Source organism: Morganella sp. TYF_1, assembly GCF_043105645.1.
Lineage (GTDB): Bacteria > Pseudomonadota > Gammaproteobacteria > Enterobacterales > Enterobacteriaceae > Morganella > Morganella morganii_B.
Window position 1 is genome coordinate 165,818 of sequence record NZ_JBICLU010000017.1, and the last position, 20,848, is coordinate 186,665.

17 protein-coding genes are annotated in these 20,848 nt (G+C 53.3%); 6 read left to right on the forward strand and 11 right to left on the reverse strand.

All coding sequences use genetic code 11. The features are described 5' to 3' along the window. Nucleotides 1–126: 126 nt before the first annotated feature. Nucleotides 127–1,536 (reverse strand): glutamate--ammonia ligase, encoded by a 1,410-nt coding sequence (glnA, locus tag ACF8OF_RS08975; protein ID WP_279799520.1) that lies wholly within the window; start codon nucleotides 1,534–1,536, stop codon nucleotides 127–129. A 561-nt stretch (nucleotides 1,537–2,097) separates the two neighbouring features. Between glnA and typA the strand changes: the two genes are divergently transcribed. The 4 genes from typA (at nucleotide 2,098) to fabY (ending at nucleotide 6,196) form a co-directional block, all read left to right on the forward strand. Beyond that, nucleotides 2,098–3,918 (forward strand): ribosome-dependent GTPase TypA, encoded by a 1,821-nt coding sequence (gene typA / locus ACF8OF_RS08980; protein ID WP_025151526.1) that lies wholly within the window; start codon nucleotides 2,098–2,100, stop codon nucleotides 3,916–3,918. A gap of 221 nt (nucleotides 3,919–4,139) precedes the next feature. After that, nucleotides 4,140–4,757, forward strand: coding sequence for a glucose-1-phosphatase (gene yihX, locus ACF8OF_RS08985; RefSeq protein WP_279799517.1), 618 nt, complete (start codon nucleotides 4,140–4,142; stop codon nucleotides 4,755–4,757). A gap of 33 nt (nucleotides 4,758–4,790) precedes the next feature. Further along, nucleotides 4,791–5,228 (forward strand): D-aminoacyl-tRNA deacylase, encoded by a 438-nt coding sequence (dtd, locus tag ACF8OF_RS08990; protein ID WP_004236576.1) that lies wholly within the window; start codon nucleotides 4,791–4,793, stop codon nucleotides 5,226–5,228. 50 nt (nucleotides 5,229–5,278) lie between these two features. Beyond that, entirely contained in the window at nucleotides 5,279–6,196 is a 918-nt protein-coding gene (gene fabY / locus ACF8OF_RS08995; protein WP_392496390.1) for a fatty acid biosynthesis protein FabY, read from the forward strand. A 228-nt stretch (nucleotides 6,197–6,424) separates the two neighbouring features. On the opposite strand, the gene ACF8OF_RS09000 is transcribed toward fabY, so the two are convergent. Continuing rightward, nucleotides 6,425–8,188 (reverse strand): hypothetical protein, encoded by a 1,764-nt coding sequence (locus tag ACF8OF_RS09000; protein WP_392496391.1) that lies wholly within the window; start codon nucleotides 8,186–8,188, stop codon nucleotides 6,425–6,427. Between the two features lie 130 nt (nucleotides 8,189–8,318). Then, the gene (locus ACF8OF_RS09005) at nucleotides 8,319–9,704 is read right to left on the reverse strand and encodes an NCS2 family protein (RefSeq protein ID WP_262883617.1); all 1,386 of its coding nucleotides are present in this window, start codon (nucleotides 9,702–9,704) and stop codon (nucleotides 8,319–8,321) included. Between the two features lie 241 nt (nucleotides 9,705–9,945). Between ACF8OF_RS09005 and gltS the strand changes: the two genes are divergently transcribed. After that, on the forward strand, nucleotides 9,946–11,178 hold the full coding sequence (gltS, locus tag ACF8OF_RS09010; RefSeq protein ID WP_025151522.1) for a sodium/glutamate symporter: 1,233 nt from the start codon (nucleotides 9,946–9,948) through the stop codon (nucleotides 11,176–11,178). Nucleotides 11,179–11,228: 50 nt separating this feature from the next. Here the strand turns inward: gltS and recG are convergent, their stop codons facing one another. The 6 genes from recG to ACF8OF_RS09040 form a co-directional block, all read right to left on the reverse strand. Continuing rightward, on the reverse strand, nucleotides 11,229–13,310 hold the full coding sequence (recG, locus tag ACF8OF_RS09015; RefSeq protein WP_392496392.1) for an ATP-dependent DNA helicase RecG: 2,082 nt from the start codon (nucleotides 13,308–13,310) through the stop codon (nucleotides 11,229–11,231). 18 nt (nucleotides 13,311–13,328) lie between these two features. Then, complete coding sequence (gene trmH / locus ACF8OF_RS09020) at nucleotides 13,329–14,024, reverse strand: tRNA (guanosine(18)-2'-O)-methyltransferase TrmH (RefSeq protein ID WP_279799505.1); 696 nt, start codon at nucleotides 14,022–14,024, stop codon at nucleotides 13,329–13,331. A 9-nt stretch (nucleotides 14,025–14,033) separates the two neighbouring features. Then, entirely contained in the window at nucleotides 14,034–16,139 is a 2,106-nt protein-coding gene (gene spoT / locus ACF8OF_RS09025) for a bifunctional GTP diphosphokinase/guanosine-3',5'-bis pyrophosphate 3'-pyrophosphohydrolase (RefSeq protein WP_262859588.1), read from the reverse strand. A gap of 17 nt (nucleotides 16,140–16,156) precedes the next feature. Then, entirely contained in the window at nucleotides 16,157–16,432 is a 276-nt protein-coding gene (gene rpoZ, locus ACF8OF_RS09030; protein ID WP_004236565.1) for a DNA-directed RNA polymerase subunit omega, read from the reverse strand. Between the two features lie 54 nt (nucleotides 16,433–16,486). After that, nucleotides 16,487–17,110 carry a guanylate kinase gene (gene gmk, locus ACF8OF_RS09035; RefSeq protein ID WP_072871429.1) on the reverse strand — a complete coding sequence of 208 codons (624 nt, stop codon included), beginning with the start codon at nucleotides 17,108–17,110 and terminating at the stop codon, nucleotides 16,487–16,489. A 296-nt stretch (nucleotides 17,111–17,406) separates the two neighbouring features. Then, the gene (locus tag ACF8OF_RS09040) at nucleotides 17,407–18,024 is read right to left on the reverse strand and encodes a trimeric intracellular cation channel family protein (RefSeq protein ID WP_004236560.1); all 618 of its coding nucleotides are present in this window, start codon (nucleotides 18,022–18,024) and stop codon (nucleotides 17,407–17,409) included. 139 nt (nucleotides 18,025–18,163) lie between these two features. Here ACF8OF_RS09040 and ACF8OF_RS09045 point away from each other — a divergent pair, with 139 nt between their 5' ends. Next, nucleotides 18,164–19,444 (forward strand): DUF3748 domain-containing protein, encoded by a 1,281-nt coding sequence (locus tag ACF8OF_RS09045; RefSeq protein WP_279799501.1) that lies wholly within the window; start codon nucleotides 18,164–18,166, stop codon nucleotides 19,442–19,444. A gap of 10 nt (nucleotides 19,445–19,454) precedes the next feature. Here the strand turns inward: ACF8OF_RS09045 and ACF8OF_RS09050 are convergent, their stop codons facing one another. Together ACF8OF_RS09050 and ACF8OF_RS09055 are read right to left on the reverse strand one after the other, a co-directional pair. Then, nucleotides 19,455–19,793 (reverse strand): YceK/YidQ family lipoprotein, encoded by a 339-nt coding sequence (locus tag ACF8OF_RS09050; protein WP_262859586.1) that lies wholly within the window; start codon nucleotides 19,791–19,793, stop codon nucleotides 19,455–19,457. Between the two features lie 470 nt (nucleotides 19,794–20,263). Continuing rightward, nucleotides 20,264–20,836 (reverse strand): DNA-3-methyladenine glycosylase I, encoded by a 573-nt coding sequence (locus ACF8OF_RS09055; protein ID WP_392496393.1) that lies wholly within the window; start codon nucleotides 20,834–20,836, stop codon nucleotides 20,264–20,266. Nucleotides 20,837–20,848: the final 12 nt, after the last annotated feature.

Here is a 20,848-nt window from a genome sequence, read left to right on the forward strand (position 1 = left end):
TGCATTGTAGCGTATTTACCCCGCAGGAGAAAAGGACCCGCCCAACGGCGGGTCAAGTGCTTCACGGCAACAAAATAAACCGGAGCCTGTCACTCTGAGTGCCGCCGGGCAGCGGCACCATCAGAATCACACGCTGTAATACATATCAAACTCAACCGGATGCGGCGTCATATTCAGGCGCTGAACATCGGCGCGCAGCAGGTCGATATAGGTGTTAATCGCATCTTCGGTAAAGACACCGCCACGGGTTAAGAATTCGTGGTCAGCCGCGAGTGCATCCAGTGCATCACCCAGAGACGGTGCGACTGTCGGGATTTCTTTCGCTTCTTCCGGCGGCAGGTCATACAGGTTTTTATCCATGGCATCGCCGGGATGAATTTTATTGATGATGCCGTCGAGACCGGCCATTAACTGTGCGGCAAAGGCCAGATACGGGTTAGCCGCCGGGTCCGGGAAGCGGACTTCAATACGGCGGGCTTTCGCGCTGGACACAATCGGAATACGGATTGAGGCCGAACGGTTGCGTGCGGAGTAAGCCAGCATCACCGGTGCTTCGTAGCCCGGCACCAGACGTTTGTAAGAGTTGGTGGTCGGGTTGGTAAAGGCATTCAGGGCACGGGCGTGTTTGATGATCCCGCCGATGTAATAGAGCGCCATTTCTGACAGACCGGCATATTTATCCCCGGAGAACAGGTTAACGCCGTCTTTTGACAGAGACATATGGCAGTGCATACCGGAGCCGTTATCGCCGACCAGCGGTTTTGGCATAAAGGTTGCGGTTTTGCCGTAGCGGTGCGCCACATTCTGCACCACATATTTGTACATCTGGGTTTCGTCCGCTTTCAGCGTCATGGTATTGAAGCGGGTAGCGATTTCGTTCTGGCCGGCAGTACCGACTTCGTGGTGATGCGCTTCAACGACCAGCCCCATCTCTTCCATAACCAGACACATTTCAGAACGCAGATCCTGTGAGGAATCGACCGGCGGCAGCGGGAAGTAACCGCCTTTCACACGCGGACGGTGGCCTTTGTTGCCTTCCGGATAGGCGGTACCGGTGTTCCAGGCGGCTTCAATATCATTGATATGATAGTAAGCACCGGAGATATCCGCACCGAAACGGATGTCATCAAACAGGAAAAACTCAGGTTCAGGCCCGAACAGGACGGTATCCGCAATACCGCAGGTGCGCAGAAAATCTTCGGCACGTTTGGCGATAGAGCGCGGGTCACGGTCATAACCCTGCATGGTGTTCGGCTCTAACACATCACAGCGCAGAACCAGTGTCGGAACGTCAAAGAACGGGTCGATCAGGGCGGATTCCGCAATCGGCATCAGTACCATGTCAGATTCGTTGATGCCTTTCCAGCCGGCCATTGAGGAACCGTCAAACATTTTTCCGTCTTCGAAGAAATCTTCATCTACCTGATGAGCAGGGATCGACACATGCTGTTCCTTGCCTTTGGTATCGGTAAAGCGTAAGTCCACGAATTTAACGTTGTACTCTTCCATCATGGTCAATACATGTTCAACAGACATATTCAGATCTCCTGGTTTGGGATGTTCCGTCAATCCTCTGGTGGTCACCCGGAGGGACACTGATTGCGGTTCTCACATTGCTTGACAGATATAAAGCGAAAAGCGTGCCAACTTTTTTAAAAGGGGCAAACCGCGTTACAGCAGCGGGTTACTTAAATAAGGATAGTGGAAATGGGGTAAATTGCACCATATTGGTGCATTCCTGCGTTGACTTGCCGATCCAGGATGCACTGTTACGGTGCAATTAGATCAGTGTGCTTCTTTACCGGTCACAAACGCAAAAAAAGTATCTCTTTTATCCTGAATAGGTTTATGATATGCCCCTCTGAATTCGTCGCTGAGCGTGGTATGCGCCGCTGATTTTGTAAAAAAATGGCAGGATGAATTTTATCTCTATGTTTTATAATCATTTATTTTTTAAGTGAGATGTATCACACTTCTTTCACTTGCCTCAGAGAACGTGTAAAATACCACCAAACATCTACACCATAGATGGGCGTTGTTGAAAAGAATGCTATCTGTGACGTAATTCCCATCCATTAACGAAAACGGTACAAGTCTTTGTCTATCGAGAAATTAAGAAATATTGCCATCATCGCTCACGTTGACCATGGCAAGACCACGCTGGTCGATAAATTATTACAGCAGTCCGGTACGTTTGATGAGCGTTCAAAACCGGAAGAGCGTGTAATGGACTCCGGCGATCTGGAAAGAGAGCGCGGCATTACTATTCTTGCTAAAAATACCGCGATTACGTGGAACGACTATCACATCAACATCGTTGACACCCCGGGGCACGCCGATTTCGGTGGTGAAGTAGAACGTGTGATGTCCATGGTTGACAGCGTGCTGCTGCTGGTGGATGCGATGGACGGTCCGATGCCGCAGACCCGCTTTGTAACGCAGAAAGCGTTCGCAAACGGCCTGAAACCTATCGTCGTTATCAACAAAATTGACCGTCCGGGCGCACGTCCTGACTGGGTTATCGACCAGGTATTTGACCTGTTCGACAACCTCGGCGCAACTGACGAGCAGCTCGACTTCCCGATCATTTACGCATCTGCGCTGAATGGTATCGCGGGCACCGATTATAACGATATGGCGGATGACATGACCCCGCTGTACGAAGCTATCGTTAAGTATGTTGAGCCGCCTCAGGTTGACCTCGACGGTCCGTTCCAGATGCAGATCTCCCAGCTCGATTACAACAACTATTTAGGTGTTATCGGGATTGGCCGTATCAAGCGCGGTAAAGTCAAACCAAACCAGCAGGTCACTGTTATCGATGCGGAAGGTAAAACCCGTAACGGTAAAATCGGTAAGGTTCTCGGACATTTAGGTCTGGATCGTATCGAAGCTGAAATCGCGGAAGCCGGTGATATCATCGCGCTGACCGGTCTGGGCGAACTGAATATCTCAGATACTATCTGTGACACCGGTTGTGTTGAAGCATTAAAACCACTGGCCGTTGATGAACCGACCGTCAGCATGTATTTCTGCGTTAACACCTCGCCATTCTGCGGTAAAGAAGGGAAATATGTTACTTCCCGTCAGATCCTTGACCGCCTGAAGAAAGAACTGGTTCACAACGTGGCACTGCGCGTTGAAGAGACTGAAGACCCGGATGCATTCCGTGTGTCAGGCCGTGGTGAGCTGCACTTATCAGTTCTGATCGAAAACATGCGCCGTGAAGGTTTTGAGCTGGCGGTATCCCGTCCGCGCGTTATCTTCCGCGACATCGACGGTCGTAAACAGGAGCCGTTCGAGCAGGTGACTCTGGATATCGAAGAGCAGCACCAGGGTGATGTGATGAAGGCACTGGGTGAGCGTAAAGGCGAACTGCGTGACATGATGCCGGATGGCAAAGGTCGCGTGCGTCTGGATTACAGCATCCCGAGCCGTGGTCTGATCGGTTTCCGTACTGAATTCATGACCATGACATCCGGTACCGGTTTACTGTATGCCACATTCAGTCACTATGATGATGTTAAACAGGGTGAAATCGGCCGCCGTCAGAACGGTGTGATGATTTCCAATGGTCAGGGTAAAGCGGTTGCTTACGCACTGTACAGCCTGCAGGATCGCGGTAAGCTGTTTGTCGGTCACGGTACTGAAGTGTATGAAGGCCAGCTGATCGGGATTCACTCACGTTCAAACGACCTGACAGTGAACTGCCTGACCGGTAAGAAACTGACCAACATGCGTGCGTCCGGTACTGATGAAGCGACCACACTGACTCCGTTTATCGAGAAAACCCTGGAACAGGCGTTAGAATTTATCGATGACGACGAATTAGTGGAAGTCACGCCGAAGTCTATCCGTCTGCGTAAACGCCACCTGACTGAAAACGACCGCAAACGCGCACACCGCAGCAAAGATTAATCTCTGCCGGTTGTTTTGATTCATACCACTCAGGGCGCCTCCGGGCGCCCTGAGCTTTTTCTGCGTACTGATCACATACCGGTCACAGACTGATAACCGCACGGAAATACGGGCGGGATCGCAGACCCGGATATTTTTTCTCTCCGAAAACGGTTTTCACTCTGTTCAGGAAGGGAGTCTGCGGGTAGAGTAAAAATAATTCATCAACCCGGAGGGATGGTATGCTTTATATTTTTGACATGGGTAATGTCATTATTGATATTGATTTTAAACGTGTTTTATCAGTCTGGAGTCATCTGAGCGGTAAGCCGCTGTCCGAACTGAGCAGTGATTTTATTCACGGCGAAACCTTTAAACAGCATGAATGCGGCAAAATTTCCGATGTTGAATTTGCCGAAGCCATTAATGATCAGCTGGATATGTCGCTGAGTTTCGATGAGTTTGCCGAAGGCTGGCAGGCTATCTTTATCTCTGTCCGCCCTGATGTGATTGATATCATGAACAGGCTGCGTGAGCAGGGACACCGCGTGGTGGTTCTCTCTAATACGAATCGTCTGCATCAGGACTACTGGCCGCAGCACTATCCGGAAATCGCCGCTTCTGCCGATTACCTGTATCTCTCCCAGGATCTGGGGCTGCGCAAGCCGGACCCGGATATCTATCAGTATGTGCTGGAAACCGAAGAATTTGAGCCGCAGGATGCGGTGTTCTTTGATGATGTCCGCGAAAACGTGGATGCGGCAGTGGCGCTCGGTATCAACGGCGTGTTGGTCGCCGATCGTGACACTGTTTCCCGTTATTTTGCAGAGTATGATTTTTCAGCAGACGTGACTGAGTAATTCAGGTGTGATTGTTTTTTAAACGGATATGACATGATTGCATTAATACAGCGTGTGACCCGCGCGGATGTCCGGATCGCCGGGGAAATTGCCGGTGAAATCGGGCCCGGATTGCTGGTTCTTCTGGGTGTTGAGCGGGATGATGACGAACAAAAATCAAAACGCCTGAGTGAAAAAGTGATGGGTTACCGCATTTTCAGTGATGCGGACGGAAAAATGAACCTGAATGTGGCGCAGTCCGGCGGTCAGCTGCTGGTGGTGTCACAGTTCACCTTAGCAGCGGAAACACAAAAAGGAATGCGTCCGGGATTTTCAAACGGCGCGGCACCGGAAAAAGCCAATGCCTTATATGAGCACTTTGTAGCGCAGTGCCGGGCAGCAGGAATGGTGACGGAAACAGGCCGGTTTGCGGCAGACATGCAGGTCAGTCTGACAAACGATGGTCCGGTCACTTTCTGGCTGCAGGTATGATACAACAGTCTCAGGCCGGTCACCGGTTACCACTGACAGGAGAAAGTGAGATGTATCATTTACGTGTACCAAAAACCGATAAGGAGCTGGAAAGCTATTTTCATTTCCGCTGGGCGATGCTGCGCAAGCCGCTGAATCAGCCGCAGGGATCGGAAAAGGACGGTTATGATACCTATGCACATCATCAGATGGTGGTGGATGAAACCGGGCAGCCTGTGGCTGTCGGCCGCTTGTATATCAATGCAGAAAATGAAGGCGCGATCCGCTTTCTGGCAGTTGATCCGCAGATGCAGGGACGAGGGCTGGGCACACTGATTGCACGCGCACTGGAGTCCGTGGCGCGTCAGGAAGGTGTTAAGCGGATTGTCTGCAGTGCCCGTGAGGAAGCGGTCGCATTTTTTGAAAAATCAGGTTTTGAAAACAGAGGACCGATTACAGGCCCGCAAACGACGCCTGTTCGTCATTTTTTTATGATTAAATCCGTTGAAACTCTCGATGCGATTCTGCATCGTCCCGACTGGTGTGCCGAATTACAGAAAGCATGGTATGAAACCATTCCCCTGAGTGAAAAAATGGGGATCCGCATTACGCAGTATACCGGTCAGGAATTTATGACCACCATGCCGGAAGGCCCGAACCAGAACCTGCATCAGACTATTTTTGCCGGCAGCCAGTTCTCGATGGCGACACTGACCGGCTGGGGGCTTATCTGGCTGCTGTTACAGGAAAATTCCCTGGATGGCGATATTGTGCTGGTGGATGCCAATATCCGTTACCGTAAGGCAGTGGCAGGCAGACCGGAGGCGATTGCTTCCCGCGATAAACTCAGCGGTGACCTGGATCGTCTGGCGCGCGGCAGCAAAGCACGGATTAAGCTGGAAGTGACTGTCGGGCAGGGTGATGAGGTCGGGGCGGTCTTTACCGGCACTTATATGGTGCTGCCCGGCCAGAAACACAGCGCGGAGTAACGGGTAAAACAGTGCCTTACGGCGCTGTTAACAGAATCTGTAAGATCCGGGATGCTCTGATAACAGGCAAAACGAAAAGACGCTGTAAACACATCCCTGTGCGCTCGGATCGCGCCATCCCTGGCGCTTACGCTTTTCGTTCGCTTGCCTGTTATCATCACGGCACATAATCCGCAGTGTTACCGATAAAAGAAAAACAGCGCTCTGAGGCGCTGTTTCTGTATCAGGTTACAGGATTTCCCCGGTTTCGCTGTTATCCGGGATCACCCGCTGTGCGGGCGGGGCTGAAGGCACCGGCTCTGCGGAAACCGGGGTGCTGCTCATCTGTCCTTGTGTGATAGCCCGGTTTATCTGATTTCCCTGTTTATCCTGCCCGGAGAGTATACCGCTCAGTGTGCTGCGGATATCCTCTGCCCGTAATTGCCCGTTCAGGCGCAGCGTGTAATTGGCGCTGCCGGTCAGCGGAGCTGGCTGCCAGCCCCATTGTGACAGGATCTGACTGTCCGCCCCGGTTGCCTGCAGTGTGAAACTGAAAGGTGCGGTGCCGGATGGTGTGGTCTGAAACTGCATTTTCAGCAACCCTTCCCCGGCGGAGGCGGCAAATTGTGTGGTAGCAACGCTGTCAGTACCGGCAGTCAGTGTCAGATACGGGCGGTGCAGTTCGACCCGGTTAAAGGTGGCATTACCGGCACTGACAGAAAGTTCGCCATCCCATAAACCCCACTGACCGGATTTCAGGATCTGCATAGTTTTGATGTAGCCGTTCACATTGGTGAGCTGGAACGGGAAAACAGGCTGTGTATCAATCAGCAGGGCATTAGAGACTTTAATATCCTGTAAGCGGATAGCATCAATTCCCTGCGGGGCGGCTTCCTGTAATGCGGCGAACCACTGTTCCGGCAAACTGTACAGCAGGTTGTCGGCAACACCGCTGGTGATATCCAGTGTCCGGGTGGCACGGTTCCACTCCCCGGTAAAGCGCAGAATACTCTTGTCATAACGACCGGTCAGGCGGTTGACGGCAATCTGATCGCCGCGCAGTTCCAGCGTGCTGATAATGTCAGAAAAATGCTGCCCGCTGAGTGTCAGATCCGCGGCGGCGATATCCGCCTGTCCGTTGGCTGTCTGCCAGCGTCCCTGTTTAAAGGCCAGATTTTTGACCGTGCCTTCCAGATAGTTTACCGCCCACTGATGACCTTCGAGCTTGATATTGGTGGCGGTGATATTTTTGGCCTGAATATCCGGCAGATTTTCTGTACTGTCTGCCAGCTGTGTCAGTGTTTGCGGTGTCTGCCAGCGGATGTCATTAAGCAGCAGGTTATCCAGCTGCCACTGACCTTCGGCGCTGCGGCGTCCGGTGGCGGTGATCAGGCCGTTTTCCAGTGTGGCGGTCAGGTTATCAAAGGTGAACTGTTTTCCGCTGACATCCCCCTGTGTGAGGATATTTTTCAATGGCAGGCCGTAGTAGTTCAGGCTGCTGGCGGAAAACTGGTATTTACCGTTACCGGTCAGATCACTGCCCTGTGGCTGCCACGGCGTGATCCCGCCGGTAACACCTTCCGCATCAATTACCCGGTTGCCGTCGGTGCGGCGGAGTGCGGTCTGATTGAGCTGTAATAACCCGGCACTGACCGGCAGAGTACCGCTGTCAGCCGCATCAGAAATTTCGATATCCCCTTTCTGCACAATGATACGGGCAAACCAGCCGGGCTCAGAAAAACTGCGCCAGTCCAGGGTCAGCTCAACATTGGCGGCTTCCAGAGCAAAATCGCCGGAAACCGTGCTGATACTGATATCACTGAGTGAAATACGTGAAGGGGAGGAGAGCGAGTGACTTATCGCGGAAAGCGAGACGTTGTAGCGTGTATTGTCACTGATAAGGGCTGAAACCTGTTTTGTGCCCCATGATGTCTGTACCACAAGGGCACCGGCAACGATAAGAATAATGACCAGTGTTATCAGCCAGAAAACAGCCCGTCCCAACCATTTCATAATGCGCTCCCCGAGAGATAATCCTGAGGGCATACTAGCGTGAGGCTCTTTGTGGTGACAAGGATTATCGCGGTTTTTCCGCACAGAGCAGTCCGCGTGACCGTTTCCGGTCACGCGGTTAAACAGATGATTATTTCTCCGGCGGGAAAATCAGGTTCAGGGCAATCGCGGTCAGACCGCCCGCCGCAATTCCTGAGGAGAGCAGCGTTTTCAGCCAGTCCGGTGCGAACTGCAGGATCAGCGGCTGCTGGGAAACGCCCATGCCGACAGCCAGCGACAGCGCGATAATCATAATCGCGCGGCGGTTCAGGGTTTCGCGGGAAACAATGCGCACACCGGAGGCCGCAATCGTCCCGAACATGACAATGGTTGCACCGCCGAGTACCGGTTCCGGAATGTGCTGCACAAAACCGGCTACAGCCGGGAACAGCCCCAGTACGATCAGCATCAGTGCCACCACATAACCAACATAACGGCTGGCAACGCCGGTCAGCTGGATCACGCCGTTGTTCTGCCCGAAACAGGAGTTCGGGAAAGTATTAAAGACTGCAGACAGGGCGGAATTGAGGCCGTTTGCCAGTACACCGCCTTTCAGACGCTTCATATAGAGCGGGCCGGATACCGGCTGTTCGGAGACATCGGACGTGGCGGTGATATCACCGATGGTTTCCAGCGAGGTCACCATAAAGATCAGGATCAGCGGCAGCAGCAGGTTCCAGTCAATGGATAAGCCGTAATAGAGTGGCGCGGGGATCACCACCACTTCCTCCGGAATTTCCGCATGGTTCTCCGGCAGCATACCCATCCACCAGGCAGCCAGATAGCCTGCGGTCATCGCCAGCACCAGAGAGGCGACACGCAGATACGGGTTTTTCTGACGGTTCAGCAGCACAATCACCGCCAGCACAATACCGGCGAGGATCAGGTTATCGGCAGAGCCGAAGGTGTTATCCGCCATTGCGCCGTAACCGCCGCCGATGGAGGTCAGCCCGACCTGAATTAATGACAGGCCGATAATCATCACCACCACACCGGAGACCAGCGGTGTGATAATGCGGCGCGCCAGATGCAGGAACCGGGAGAGGATCACTTCTGTCATGGCGGCCAGCATCAGCGTGCCGAACAGCGCCGCCATCATTCCTTCTGTATCCACACCATTATTTTTCAGTGCCATACCGCCCATAATCAGCGGGGCAACAAAGTTAAAACTGGTGCCCTGAATCGAGAGCAGCCCGGAGCCGACCGGCCCCCAGGTGCGGATTTGCAGCAGTGAGGCCAGCCCGGAAGCAAACAGCGACATACTGATAATCCGCTGGGTATCATGAGCAGACAGGCCGAGCGCCTGAGCGATAAGCAACCCGGGTGTAATCACCGCCACAAACATCGCCAGCAGATGCTGACAGGCGGCAAAGAGGGTCTGCGGCAGCGGCGGACGATCTTCCAGACGGTAAATAAGTTCACTATTTGTGTTAGTCGCGGGAGTTACGCTGGTTTTGTCAGAAATGGCAGAGTTCATGTCAACAGGTCCGGGATAAGCAATTTCCGTATTTTAATGATCTGCGGCACAAAAGCAATCGTTTGCGCGAATGAGTTGTTATTTTTTATAGCGGAATATAATCACAGTTTTATTTATTTTAACTTGTCTTTATCCGCTTTTTTTTCTTTAATCCGGATACCTGCTTTTTCCTCTTGCGTAACAGGGACGTGATTAACGCGATAATGATGTAACAAATACCAACAATAAAAGGGGTACGTGAATGTATCAACTCGATGTTTACGGCACGCTGGTTGCGGCCACTCTCGTCCTGTTATTGGGACGTAAACTCGTAAAAACTGTACCATTCCTCGAAAAGTATACTATTCCTGAGCCTGTGGCCGGTGGTCTTCTGGTCGCGATTGTATTATTGGGGTTCAAATCCGGTATGGATTTGGAAGTGAAATTTGATGATTCACTGAAAGACCCGCTGATGCTGGCGTTCTTTGCCACCATCGGCTTAAACGCCAACTTAGCCAGCCTGAAGGCAGGCGGCAAAACCTTATTTATCTTTGTGATTGCCGTTGTGGGCTTACTGATTGTGCAGAACTCCGTCGGTATTTCCCTGGCGAAAATGATGGGGCTTGATCCGCTGATTGGTCTGCTGGCCGGTTCTATCACACTCTCCGGCGGTCATGGTACCGGGGCGGCATGGGGTAAGATTTTCAGCGACAGCTATGGTTTTACCGCAGCAACAGAAATTGCGATTGCCTGCGCAACCTTTGGCCTGGTGCTCGGTGGCCTGATTGGTGGTCCGGTTGCCCGTTTCCTGATCAAAAAGACAGCCATGAGTGATGTGAAACTGCAGGATGATGAAGCACCGACTGCGTTTGAAAAACCGCAGGCCGGACGCATGATCACCTCGATGGTTCTGCTGGAAACCATTGCACTGATTGCTATCTGTTTGCTGGCGGGGACGTATCTGTATAGTGTTCTGACGGATTTCTTCACGTCGATGCAATGGAAGTTCCAGATCCCGGCATTCGTGTGTGTGCTGTTTATCGGGGTTATCCTGAGCAACAGTCTGTCACTGATGGGTTTCTACCGTGTATTTGAACGGGCGGTGTCGGTGCTGGGTAACGTCAGCCTGTCACTGTTCCTGGCGATGGCACTGATGAGCCTGAAACTGTGGGAAATTGCCTCTCTGGCGGTACCGATGCTGGTGATCCTGGCGGCACAGACTGTCGTGATGGCACTGTATGCGATTTTCGTCACGTACCGGGTGATGGGGAAAAACTATGATGCGGCGGTACTGGCTGCCGGTCACTGTGGTTTCGGGATGGGGGCAACGCCAACCGCGATTGCCAACATGCAGGCGGTAACTGATCGCTTCGGGCCTTCTCATGTGGCTTTCCTGGTGGTGCCGATGGTGGGAGCGTTCTTCCTCGATCTGATTAACGCACTGGTTATTCCGTTCTTCCTGGCGTTACCGATTTTCCCGGTTGCGGGCGGGTAACGGAACCGTTCTTAAAGCAGGCAAGCCACCCTTCCGGGTGGCTTTTTTCGTTATACGTTGGTGTATTGTGTGCGTTCCGGCAGCCAGCGTTCGATCAGGGCTTTCGCCTGTTCCGGATAATTCTGGTGCAGATGCCGTGCCACGCGCTGTACTTCCGGCAGCATGCCCTGATCGCGCAGTAAATCCGCAACTTTAAATTCGGCATTGCCGGTCTGGCGTGTGCCGAGCAGTTCGCCCGGCCCGCGGATTTCCAGGTCTTTCTGCGCGATAACAAAGCCGTCGTTGCTGTCCCGCAGCACCTGAAGACGCAGTTTTGCCGTCTGTGTCAGCGGGGTTTTATACAGCAGCACACAGTGGGAGACCGCAGAGCCGCGCCCGACCCGGCCGCGCAGCTGATGCAGCTGTGCCAGCCCGAGCCGTTCCGGGTTTTCGATAATCATCAGGCTGGCATTCGGCACATCCACCCCGACTTCAATCACGGTGGTGGCAACCAGCAGATCCAGTTCACCGGCTTTGAACTGCGCCATCACCGCCTGCTTTTCTGCCGGTTTCATGCGGCCGTGAACCATCCCGACCCGCAGATCCGGCAGCGTGGCTGACAGCTCATCAAACGTCACCTGAGCCGCCTGAGCTTCCAGCAGATCTGATTCATCGATCAGGGTACAGACCCAGTACGCCTGTCGCTTTTCATCCTGACAGGCACTGCGTACCCGCTCAATAATCTCATGGCGGCGGCTGTCCGGAATCGCTACCGTGGTCACCGGGGTTCTGCCGGGCGGTAGCTCGTCGATAACCGAGGTATCGAGATCGGCATAGGCGGTCATGGCCAGGGTGCGCGGGATCGGCGTGGCAGTCATGATCAGCTGATGCGGATGGAATCCCTGCTGTTCGCCTTTTTCCCACAATGCCAGCCGCTGGTGGACACCAAAGCGGTGCTGCTCATCAATAATCACCAGCGCCAGGGAATGAAAACGGATATGTTCCTGGAAAATAGCGTGTGTGCCGATAACCATCGCCACATTACCGGCAGCAATGGCCTCTTCCTGTGCCTGTCGTGCCTTGCCTTTCTGTTTTCCGGCAACCCAGCCGACACTGATACCCAGCGGCTCCAGCCACTGACGGAACGTATTGGCATGTTGTTCTGCCAGCAGTTCTGTCGGTGCCATCAGCGCCACCTGTTTGCCGTGTGCGATAGCGCGGAGTGCCGCCAGTGCAGCGACCAGCGTTTTCCCTGAGCCGACATCCCCCTGAATCAGGCGCATCATCGGCACCGGTTTTTCCAGATCCTGCTCTATGTCCGCCACCACGCGCTGCTGGGCATGGGTCGGCGAGAAGGGGAGTTGCGCCAGGAACTGATTTTTCAGTGTCTCCTGCGGTGACAGCGGCAGCGCGTGATAACGCTGCGCCCCGGCTCTGACCGCCAGCATACTGAGGTGATGTGCCAGCAGTTCTTCCAGCACAATCCGTTTCAGTGCCGGATGCTGACCGCTCTCCAGTTCGGTTAACTGTGTGTCTGCCGGTGGCCGGTGCAGTGTTTTCAGCGCCTGCGGCAGACTCATCATAGAGCGGGTCAGTTCCGGCGGCAGTAATTCATTGATGGCACAGGTATCGAGCAGTTCCAGCGCCTGATCGAGCAGTTTGCGGAGTGTGGCCTGGCGGACACCTTCGGTGGTCGGGTAGATGGGGGTGAGTGTTTCCTGTAATTCAACAGACGTATCACTCTGACGGACTTTGTATTCGGGGTGAAAAATTTCCGGGCCGTTTTTGCCGCGCCGGATTTCACCGTAAGCGGTGACCTGTTTCCCGGTCGCCAGTGCATTTTTCATCGCCGCCGAAAAATTAAAGAAACGCAGGGTTAATATGCCGGTACCGTCACTTATCTGACAGGTCATCATCCGTTTGCGGCCAAAGACCACATCGGTGCGCAGCACTTCACCGCTGACAGTGGCATAAATCCCGGGTAACAGATCGGTGATGGTATACAGCCGGGTCTGGTCTTCATAACGCAGCGGCAGATGGAACAGCAGATCCTGAAGGGTATGCAGACCGATACCGGCCAGTTTGCCCGCCTGCCCGGCTCCGACGCCGTGTAAAGTCGTGAGTGGGATAGCATCAAGCAGTTGACCTTTCATTTTCTGCTCCGTTTCGTATCAGGCGGATGGTTTCTTCTGTTGCATGGCAGCCCACCAGCTGTCCGGCGCAATGATATGGCCCTGTTCATCAATCTGCGGACGGGGCAGTTTTTTCTCGCGGGCGACCTGAGCCAGCACCGGATAGCCGCGTTCAAACAGTAGGCGCTGTTGTTCATCCAGTGCCAGGGCGCAGCGGGGATGCTCATAGAGACCGGCGGCTTCGCGCTGGCGCTGTGCCTCATAGAGGATCACGGCAGCGGCAACAGACACATTCAGTGACTGTACCATGCCGGACATCGGGATCATAATATGCTGATCCGCCAGCCGGATGGCTTCCTGAGATATGCCGGTTTTCTCAGAGCCCATGATAATGCAGGTCGGACGGGTAAAATCGACAGCCCGGAAATCCACCGCGCTGTCAGACAGATGGGTGGCAAGAATCTGCATACCCTGAGATTTCAGCAGGGTCACGGCATCACCGAGTGTGTCGTGGTTATGCACATTCACCCAGCTGTTGCTGCCGGCGGCGGAAGAGACCAGGGTTTTGATCTTCTCCGGCCAGACCGCATGCAGGTCATGGATACCGACCGCATCCGCGCTGCGGATCACTGCGGAGACATTGTGCGGCTTATGCACTTCCTCAAGACACAGGGTGAGGTCAGGCTGGCGCATCGCCATCATCCGGCAGATGCGCTCATAACGTTGGGAATTCATACCGTGTGATTAATTCCGGTTGCGGCTGACGCGCAGGACATCCGGCATAATGCGGATCTTACGCATAATATTCGCAAGCTGGATACGGTCTTTTGCGGTCAGGCGGATAAAGGCGCAGTAAACGCGGCCATCTTTCTCCTCGGTATTCATGCTCTGAATACTGGAGTTGGCATCATTAATTGCGGCGGTCAGATTAGCCAGCGCGCCCTGGTGGTTAAACATATCCACTTTGATTTCAGCAATGAAATCCGTGTCGATATCATTATCCCACTCAACAGCCATGAATTTTTCCGGCTCTTTTTCATATCCGCGGATATTACGGCAGGATTCATGGTGGATAACCAGCCCTTTACCCGGACTGATATGGGCGATAATCGGGTCACCGGGCACCGGACGGCAGCATTTGGCGAAGGTAATAAGCACGCCGTCCGCGCCTTTGATCGGCAGCTTGCGGGTGGTGCTCTCTTCGGTATTATTTTCCGGTTCATTCAGCAGGTTACGGGCAACCACCACGCTCATGGCATTCCCCAGGCCGATTTCCGCCAGCAGGTCATCCAGAGTGGCCAGTTTCATCCGCACCAGTTCACGGCTGATATTTTCCTGCGGGATATCGGTGATCTTACGGCCGTTACCGAGTGCGTGGTTGAGCAGACGGCGGCCCAGATTGACGGAATCATCCCGTTTGAGGTTTTTCAGCAGCTGACGGATTTTCGCCCGGGCTTTTGAGCTGACAACAAAGTTCAGCCATGCGGCATTTGGCCGGGCACCCGGTGCGGTAATAATTTCAACGGTTTGTCCGCTGGTCAGTTGCTGGGAGAGCGGGTACGGCTGGCGGTCAACGCGCGCACCGACACAGGAGTGACCGATATCCGTATGGACGGCATAGGCGAAATCCACCGGGGTGGCGCCGGTCGGCAGCTCGACAATCCGGCCTTCCGGTGTGAAGACATAGATTTCATCCGGGAAGAGATCGGATTTCACGCTCTCAATAAATTCGAAGGTGTTGCCGGTACTTTGCTGAAGTTCTATCAGGCTCTGCATCCAGCGGTGGGCACGCACCTGTGCGGTGGTGCCGGATTCACCGTGCTCTTTATAAGCCCAGTGTGCCGCCACCCCCATTTCTGCCATCTGATCCATATCTTCGGTCCGGATCTGCACTTCCACCGGCACCCCGTGAGGGCCGATAAGGGAGGTGTGTAATGACTGATAGCCGTTGGCTTTCGGGATAGCGATATAATCTTTGACGCGACCGGGACGCGGCTTGTACAGGCCGTGAACCTGACCCAGTACGCGGTAGCAGGTATCGACACTGCTCACAATCACGCGGAATGCATAAATGTCCATGATCGAGTGAAAACGCTGCTCTTTCAGGTGCATTTTCCGGTAGATAGAGTAAAGATGTTTTTCCCGCCCGCTGACTTTGCAGCTGATCCCGGCTTCCGTCAGACGTCCTTCGATTTCGGATAAAATCTTCTGGATCATCTCTTTACGGTTGCCGCGCGCGGCTTTTACCACTTCTTTGATGACGCGGTAGCGGTTCGGGTAAAGGGCTTCGAATCCCAGCTCCTCAAGCTCCGTTTTGATATGATGAATACCGAGACGGTGAGCCAGAGGACTGTAGATTTCAAGGGTTTCGCGCGCAATACGGCGACGCTTATCGGGACGCAGAGACCCGAGCGTGCGCATGTTGTGCGTGCGGTCTGCCAGCTTGATGAGAATGACACGAATGTCTTTCACCATCGCCATGACCATTTTGCGGAAGTTTTCAGCCTGAGCTTCTTTTTTGTCGCGGAAGTTCAGTTTGTCTAACTTCGATACCCCTTCCACCAGCCCGGCAACGGTGGTGCCGAACAGTTGTTCAATATCCTGAAAGGTGGCAGGCGTATCTTCAATAACGTCGTGCAGCAGTGCTGCCATCAGTGTTTCGAGGTCGAGACGCATCTCGGCCAGGATACAGGCAACAGCGACCGGATGGGTAATATACGGTTCGCCACTGGAGCGGGTCTGCCCTTCGTGAGCATCCCGCGCAACGACATAGGCTTGTTTTAACAGATCAATCTGCTCTTTCGGCAGATAATCCTTAACAATATGGTTCAGGCTTTCAAACAGGTACAAGGCAGACCTACCTTAACTTAACGACGTCCTTCGGCGATTGCAGAAACCGCTTGCATTTCAGCAGCTTCCTGCTCCTGTTGTTCCTGGCGCTCACGGGCGTCAAGGATCTGGCCGTTGATCAGATTTTCTTCGATTTCGCGCAGGGCGATCACGGTGACTTTATCGTTTTCTTCCGGAACCAGAGGCTCTTTGCCGCCGGCCTGTAACTGACGCGCACGGCGTGCTGCCACTAATACGAGGTCAAAACGGTTACCAATTTTTTCTACTGCGTCCTGGACTGTTACGCGTGCCATAGGTGTGCTACTCCACAGATAAATAAATGACTCGGCATGATACTGAAAGTTGTATCACTGTGCCAATAATTTGGCGATTAAAGCATCATGTCGCTGAACCTGGCGACCTGAACGCAGACGTTCCGCACGGATAATCGTCTGTAAATCGGTCAGCGCGACATTAAAATCATCGTTCACAATCAGATAATCGTACTCGCCATAGTGCTGCATTTCACTGACCGCCTGTGCCATACGTCCGGCAATGACCTCGTCAGTGTCCTGACCACGACCGCGCAGACGGCGCAGCAACTCTTCACGGGACGGCGGCAGAATAAAGATACTGCGGGCTGCCGGCATCTGTTCCCGGATCTGGCGGGCTCCCTGCCAGTCAATATCAAGAAATACATCAACACCGGAGTTCAGGATATCTTCCACTGTTTTACGGGCGGTACCGTAGTAATTCCCGAAGACACAGGCATGCTCGAGAAACTCATTACGGCTGATCATGCTTTTGAATTCATCTTCAGTGGTGAAGAAATAATGCTCTCCGTGCACTTCGCCCGGGCGGAGACCGCGGGTGGTGTGCGAAACAGAAACCTGGGTGTCATATAAAGGCTGTGTTTTCAGTAATGCCTGAATAAGACTCGATTTTCCCGCACCACTCGGCGCAGAGACAATATATAACGTACCTTGGGTCATTGTTGATGTCTTGTCTGATTGGGGGTTGAAAAAGCCTCGGGGAATAAATCCCCGCATATAGTATACACACACGCGCAGCGACATGCAGCGTTCAGGTGATTATCTGCTGAAAATTTCTTATTTTTCCGGTCAGATGAATACGGATGTTTCGTTTTTCTGCACCGGCGGAATAAAAATGTACGTACAGTTCCCCCGGTTACATGACAGTGCGGTACAACAGGAAAAAACAGACAAGCAGGGCTGATAAGCAGCGCCGGAACCGGTATTGTCCGGTTCCGGTTGAGCGGTTATTGCCGTTAATCCTGATTTTCGTAATTAAAGACCGGTAACCCGAGGCGGTAGCGGATGGCAATTAACCGGGATGTCAGACCGGCGACAAGGGTGATAATTATGACGGCATCGCGCGGCAGCGGCGTGTAAAACAGTAATCCCATATAGAGCCAGGCGGCGGCAAAGGAGATACCGGCATATAATTCTTTCTGGAAAACCAGCGGAATGGTGTTACACAGCATATCGCGCAGCACACCACCGAAAACACCGGTGATCACAGCGGCAATGGCGGCAATGATCGGGCCGTAGTTCATATCAAGTGCTATCTGAGCGCCGATAATGGAAAATACCATCAGCCCGATAGCATCCAGGATCAGGAAAAGACGGCGCAGATGTTTCATCATCGGCGCAACCCAGATAGTGATAACGGCAGCACAGGCAACCGTAATAATATATTCAGGGTGTTTGACCCAGCCCAGCGGGTAATGGCCCAGCAGCATGTCACGGACCGAACCACCGCCGATAGCCGTTGCGGAGGCGATAATAATCACGCCGAAGACATCCATTTTACGGCGGCCGGCGGCCAGCGCGCCGGTCATGGCTTCAGCGGTAATACCAATAATGTACAGGATACTGAGTAACATAGTCTTATCATTGCCGGTTTATCGGAAGGTTAGCATAGTCAGCACAGCCGCAAGTCTCGACTGAGTTTTTTTTAGTCTGACCCGATCGGATTACCTGAGGTTATCCGAACTGATGGTATAAAAAGAGAGTATCACTCTAATGAATGAATATCAGATAACAACAATACCCCGTCATCATCAGCTTACTAATATTAATGTATGGACGCCGGATAGCCAATGGCTGGTTTATGATGTCCGCCCTCAGGGGGCTTCATTTACCGGTGAAACGATAGAAAAAATTCATGTGAATACAACGGAGATCCGTGAAATTTACCGGGGAACCGCCGGGGCCTCTGTGGGGGTGGTGACGGTCAGCCCTGAATTACCGGTGCGCTATGCCTTTATCCGCGGGCCACTGAACCCGGATCCGCAGTGGCAGTATGATTTCCATCACCGTCAGGGCGTGATAGTCCGGGATGACGCACCGGGTATCGCACATAATATTGATGCTTTCTGTATTACGCCGCCTTATCAGCCCGGTGCTCTGCGCGGCGGTACACATGTGCATGTGTTCAGTCCGGACGGGGAGTGGCTGAGTTTTACTTATAATGACCATGTCCTGCATGAACGGGACCCGGCGCTGGATCTGCGCAATGTGGCGGTGGCGGTTCCGCTGCATCCGGTGTGTACCGGGAAACATCACCTGCGTGAATATGACGGCGAATTTTTCTGCTGTGTGGTCTCGCGGACAACCCCGGTACCACAACCGGGCAGTGATGACATCAGCCGGGCATACGAAGAGGGCTGGATTGGTCAGCAGGGGTATCTGCGGGCTGACGGTTCCCGTCAGCGCCGGGCGATTGCGTTTATCGGGGATACCCGGGCAGAAAACGGTGAGGTGATCGCGGAGATTTTCCGTCTCGATCTGCCGGAACGGCCTGAGGATTATGCCGTTGCCGGTGATCTGCCGATTGAGGGAACTGACAGCACGATGCCTGCCCCGCCGGCGGGAGTTACCCAGACACGTCTGACGTTTACCCATCAGCGAAAATACCCGGGGCTGGCAAAACAGCCGCGTTTCTGGCTGCGCAGCTCACCGCAGGGCGACAGAATAGCCTTTCTGATGCAGGACGATCGGGGGATTGTTCAGTTATGGACGATTTCCCCGCAGGGTGGTGAGCCGCATCAGGTCACTTCCGGCAGTGATGGTATTGCATCTGCATTCAGCTGGGACAGCTCCGGGCGGTATCTGACTTTTGTCCGCAAAGGATTGGTCATGGTGTGCTGTGCTGAAACCGGGGTATGCCGGGCGGTGACAACATCATCGGCAGAACCGGTGTCAGGGGATGCGGTGGTGTTTTCACCGGATAACAGCCGGGTGGCATTCCTGCGCCGCACAAACGGCTGGCAGCAAATTTGGGTGGCAGACACCGGGCTGTAACAGTGGCTGATTATTCCTGCGGTGCAGGTGGCGGGGAATTGTGCGCGGTTTCCGCTGCTTCCAGGCGTTTTACCCGTTCCGCAGGGGATGACTCACTGTTGTCTTTGCCGTCGGTGGCATAATCGACCGGGGCCAGCAGGGTATCGAGCACCGCAGAAAACGGCAGATCAATGGCGACAAGCGGTTTCATTACCCAGCCGGTTTCGTCATCCTGCAACATGGCGATACTGTTTTTGGTACCGGAATAGTAGCCCTCTGTCGGGCCGGTCCGGGTCATAATACTTGAGCAGCCGCTGAGTATTGTACTCAGTCCCAGCAATCCGCTTATCATCATACATTTGCGTGTCATAACATGTCCCTGCATATACAGCGGGCGGGTACCGGTAATTATTTCACCCGACCGGCGTACTATTCCATAAATAGAGTGTACTGAGAAGTTTTTGTTTTTTTGTGTGATCCGGGTTTCTGTTTAACGGCAGCGCATGATTACCGGTAAATTGCCACCGGTAAAAACGCGCAGATCACAGACAAAGGGTATCATCCCCGGAGAGCTGTTTTAACAGAACCGGCAGAATTATCTGTCAGAAAATGTGACTGAATTTATTGAACAATGCGGTTTGTCGGCGTTAATACAATGATAATAAGGGGATTATTACAGCCATTACCGGAGGAACTTCCGGGTAAACTGGGACGCATTACTGAACGGTGTGAGGTAAATATGCCTTGTGCTTTATACCGGCCGGTAATGTCAGTTAACAGATCCAAAGTCCTCGTTATACCTTTACCCCGTTATGTTCTTACCACATAACGGGGATTTTTTTACCGGCGGCTGCAACAATGCGGCAGATGATCATCAACCATACCGATGGCCTGCATAAAGGAATAACAGATAACCGGCCCGCAGAATTTAAATCCGCGTTTTTTCAGTGCTTTTGCCAGAACATGGGACAGCGGGGTATCGGCAGGGATGGTGCTGCTGTCGGTATAGTGGTTAACCAGCGGCGTGTTACCGGTGAAATTCCACAGAAAATCACTGAAATCCTCACCGGCCTGCTGCATCGTCAGATAGGCTTTTGCATTGCTGATAATGGCATTAATTTTTGCCCGCTGGCGGACAATGCCCGGGTTTTGCATCAGTTTATCCACATCGGCATCGGTCATAGCCGCCACTTTTTCCGGATCGAACTGAAAAAACGCCTGCCGGTAATTTTCCCGTTTTTTCAGGATCACCAGCCAGGAAAGACCCGCCTGCTGGCCTTCAAGGCAGATCATCTCAAACAGCTTATGGTTATCCCGTTCAGGGACACCCCATTCCGTGTCGTGATACTGAATATAAAGCGGGTCATCAGTAACCCAGGCACAGCGGGTCCGGGCAGCAGCGGACGGTGACATGACGTTCTCCGG

Bases quoted from the DNA above. Each gene is read 5' to 3' on its own strand.
- glnA (WP_279799520.1), bottom strand. From the start codon at position 1,536: ATGTCTGTTGAACATGTATTGACCATGATGGAAGAGTACAACGTTAAA.
- yihX (WP_279799517.1), top strand. From the start codon at position 4,140: ATGCTTTATATTTTTGACATGGGTAATGTCATTATTGATATTGATTTT.
- dtd (WP_004236576.1), top strand. From the start codon at position 4,791: ATGATTGCATTAATACAGCGTGTGACCCGCGCGGATGTCCGGATCGCC.
- fabY (WP_392496390.1), top strand. From the start codon at position 5,279: ATGTATCATTTACGTGTACCAAAAACCGATAAGGAGCTGGAAAGCTAT.
- ACF8OF_RS09000 (WP_392496391.1), bottom strand. From the start codon at position 8,188: ATGAAATGGTTGGGACGGGCTGTTTTCTGGCTGATAACACTGGTCATT.
- ACF8OF_RS09005 (WP_262883617.1), bottom strand. From the start codon at position 9,704: ATGAACTCTGCCATTTCTGACAAAACCAGCGTAACTCCCGCGACTAAC.
- gltS (WP_025151522.1), top strand. From the start codon at position 9,946: ATGTATCAACTCGATGTTTACGGCACGCTGGTTGCGGCCACTCTCGTC.
- recG (WP_392496392.1), bottom strand. From the start codon at position 13,310: ATGAAAGGTCAACTGCTTGATGCTATCCCACTCACGACTTTACACGGC.
- trmH (WP_279799505.1), bottom strand. From the start codon at position 14,024: ATGAATTCCCAACGTTATGAGCGCATCTGCCGGATGATGGCGATGCGC.
- rpoZ (WP_004236565.1), bottom strand. From the start codon at position 16,432: ATGGCACGCGTAACAGTCCAGGACGCAGTAGAAAAAATTGGTAACCGT.
- gmk (WP_072871429.1), bottom strand. From the start codon at position 17,110: ATGACCCAAGGTACGTTATATATTGTCTCTGCGCCGAGTGGTGCGGGA.
- ACF8OF_RS09040 (WP_004236560.1), bottom strand. From the start codon at position 18,024: ATGTTACTCAGTATCCTGTACATTATTGGTATTACCGCTGAAGCCATG.
- ACF8OF_RS09045 (WP_279799501.1), top strand. From the start codon at position 18,164: ATGAATGAATATCAGATAACAACAATACCCCGTCATCATCAGCTTACT.
- ACF8OF_RS09050 (WP_262859586.1), bottom strand. From the start codon at position 19,793: ATGACACGCAAATGTATGATGATAAGCGGATTGCTGGGACTGAGTACA.
- ACF8OF_RS09055 (WP_392496393.1), bottom strand. From the start codon at position 20,836: ATGTCACCGTCCGCTGCTGCCCGGACCCGCTGTGCCTGGGTTACTGAT.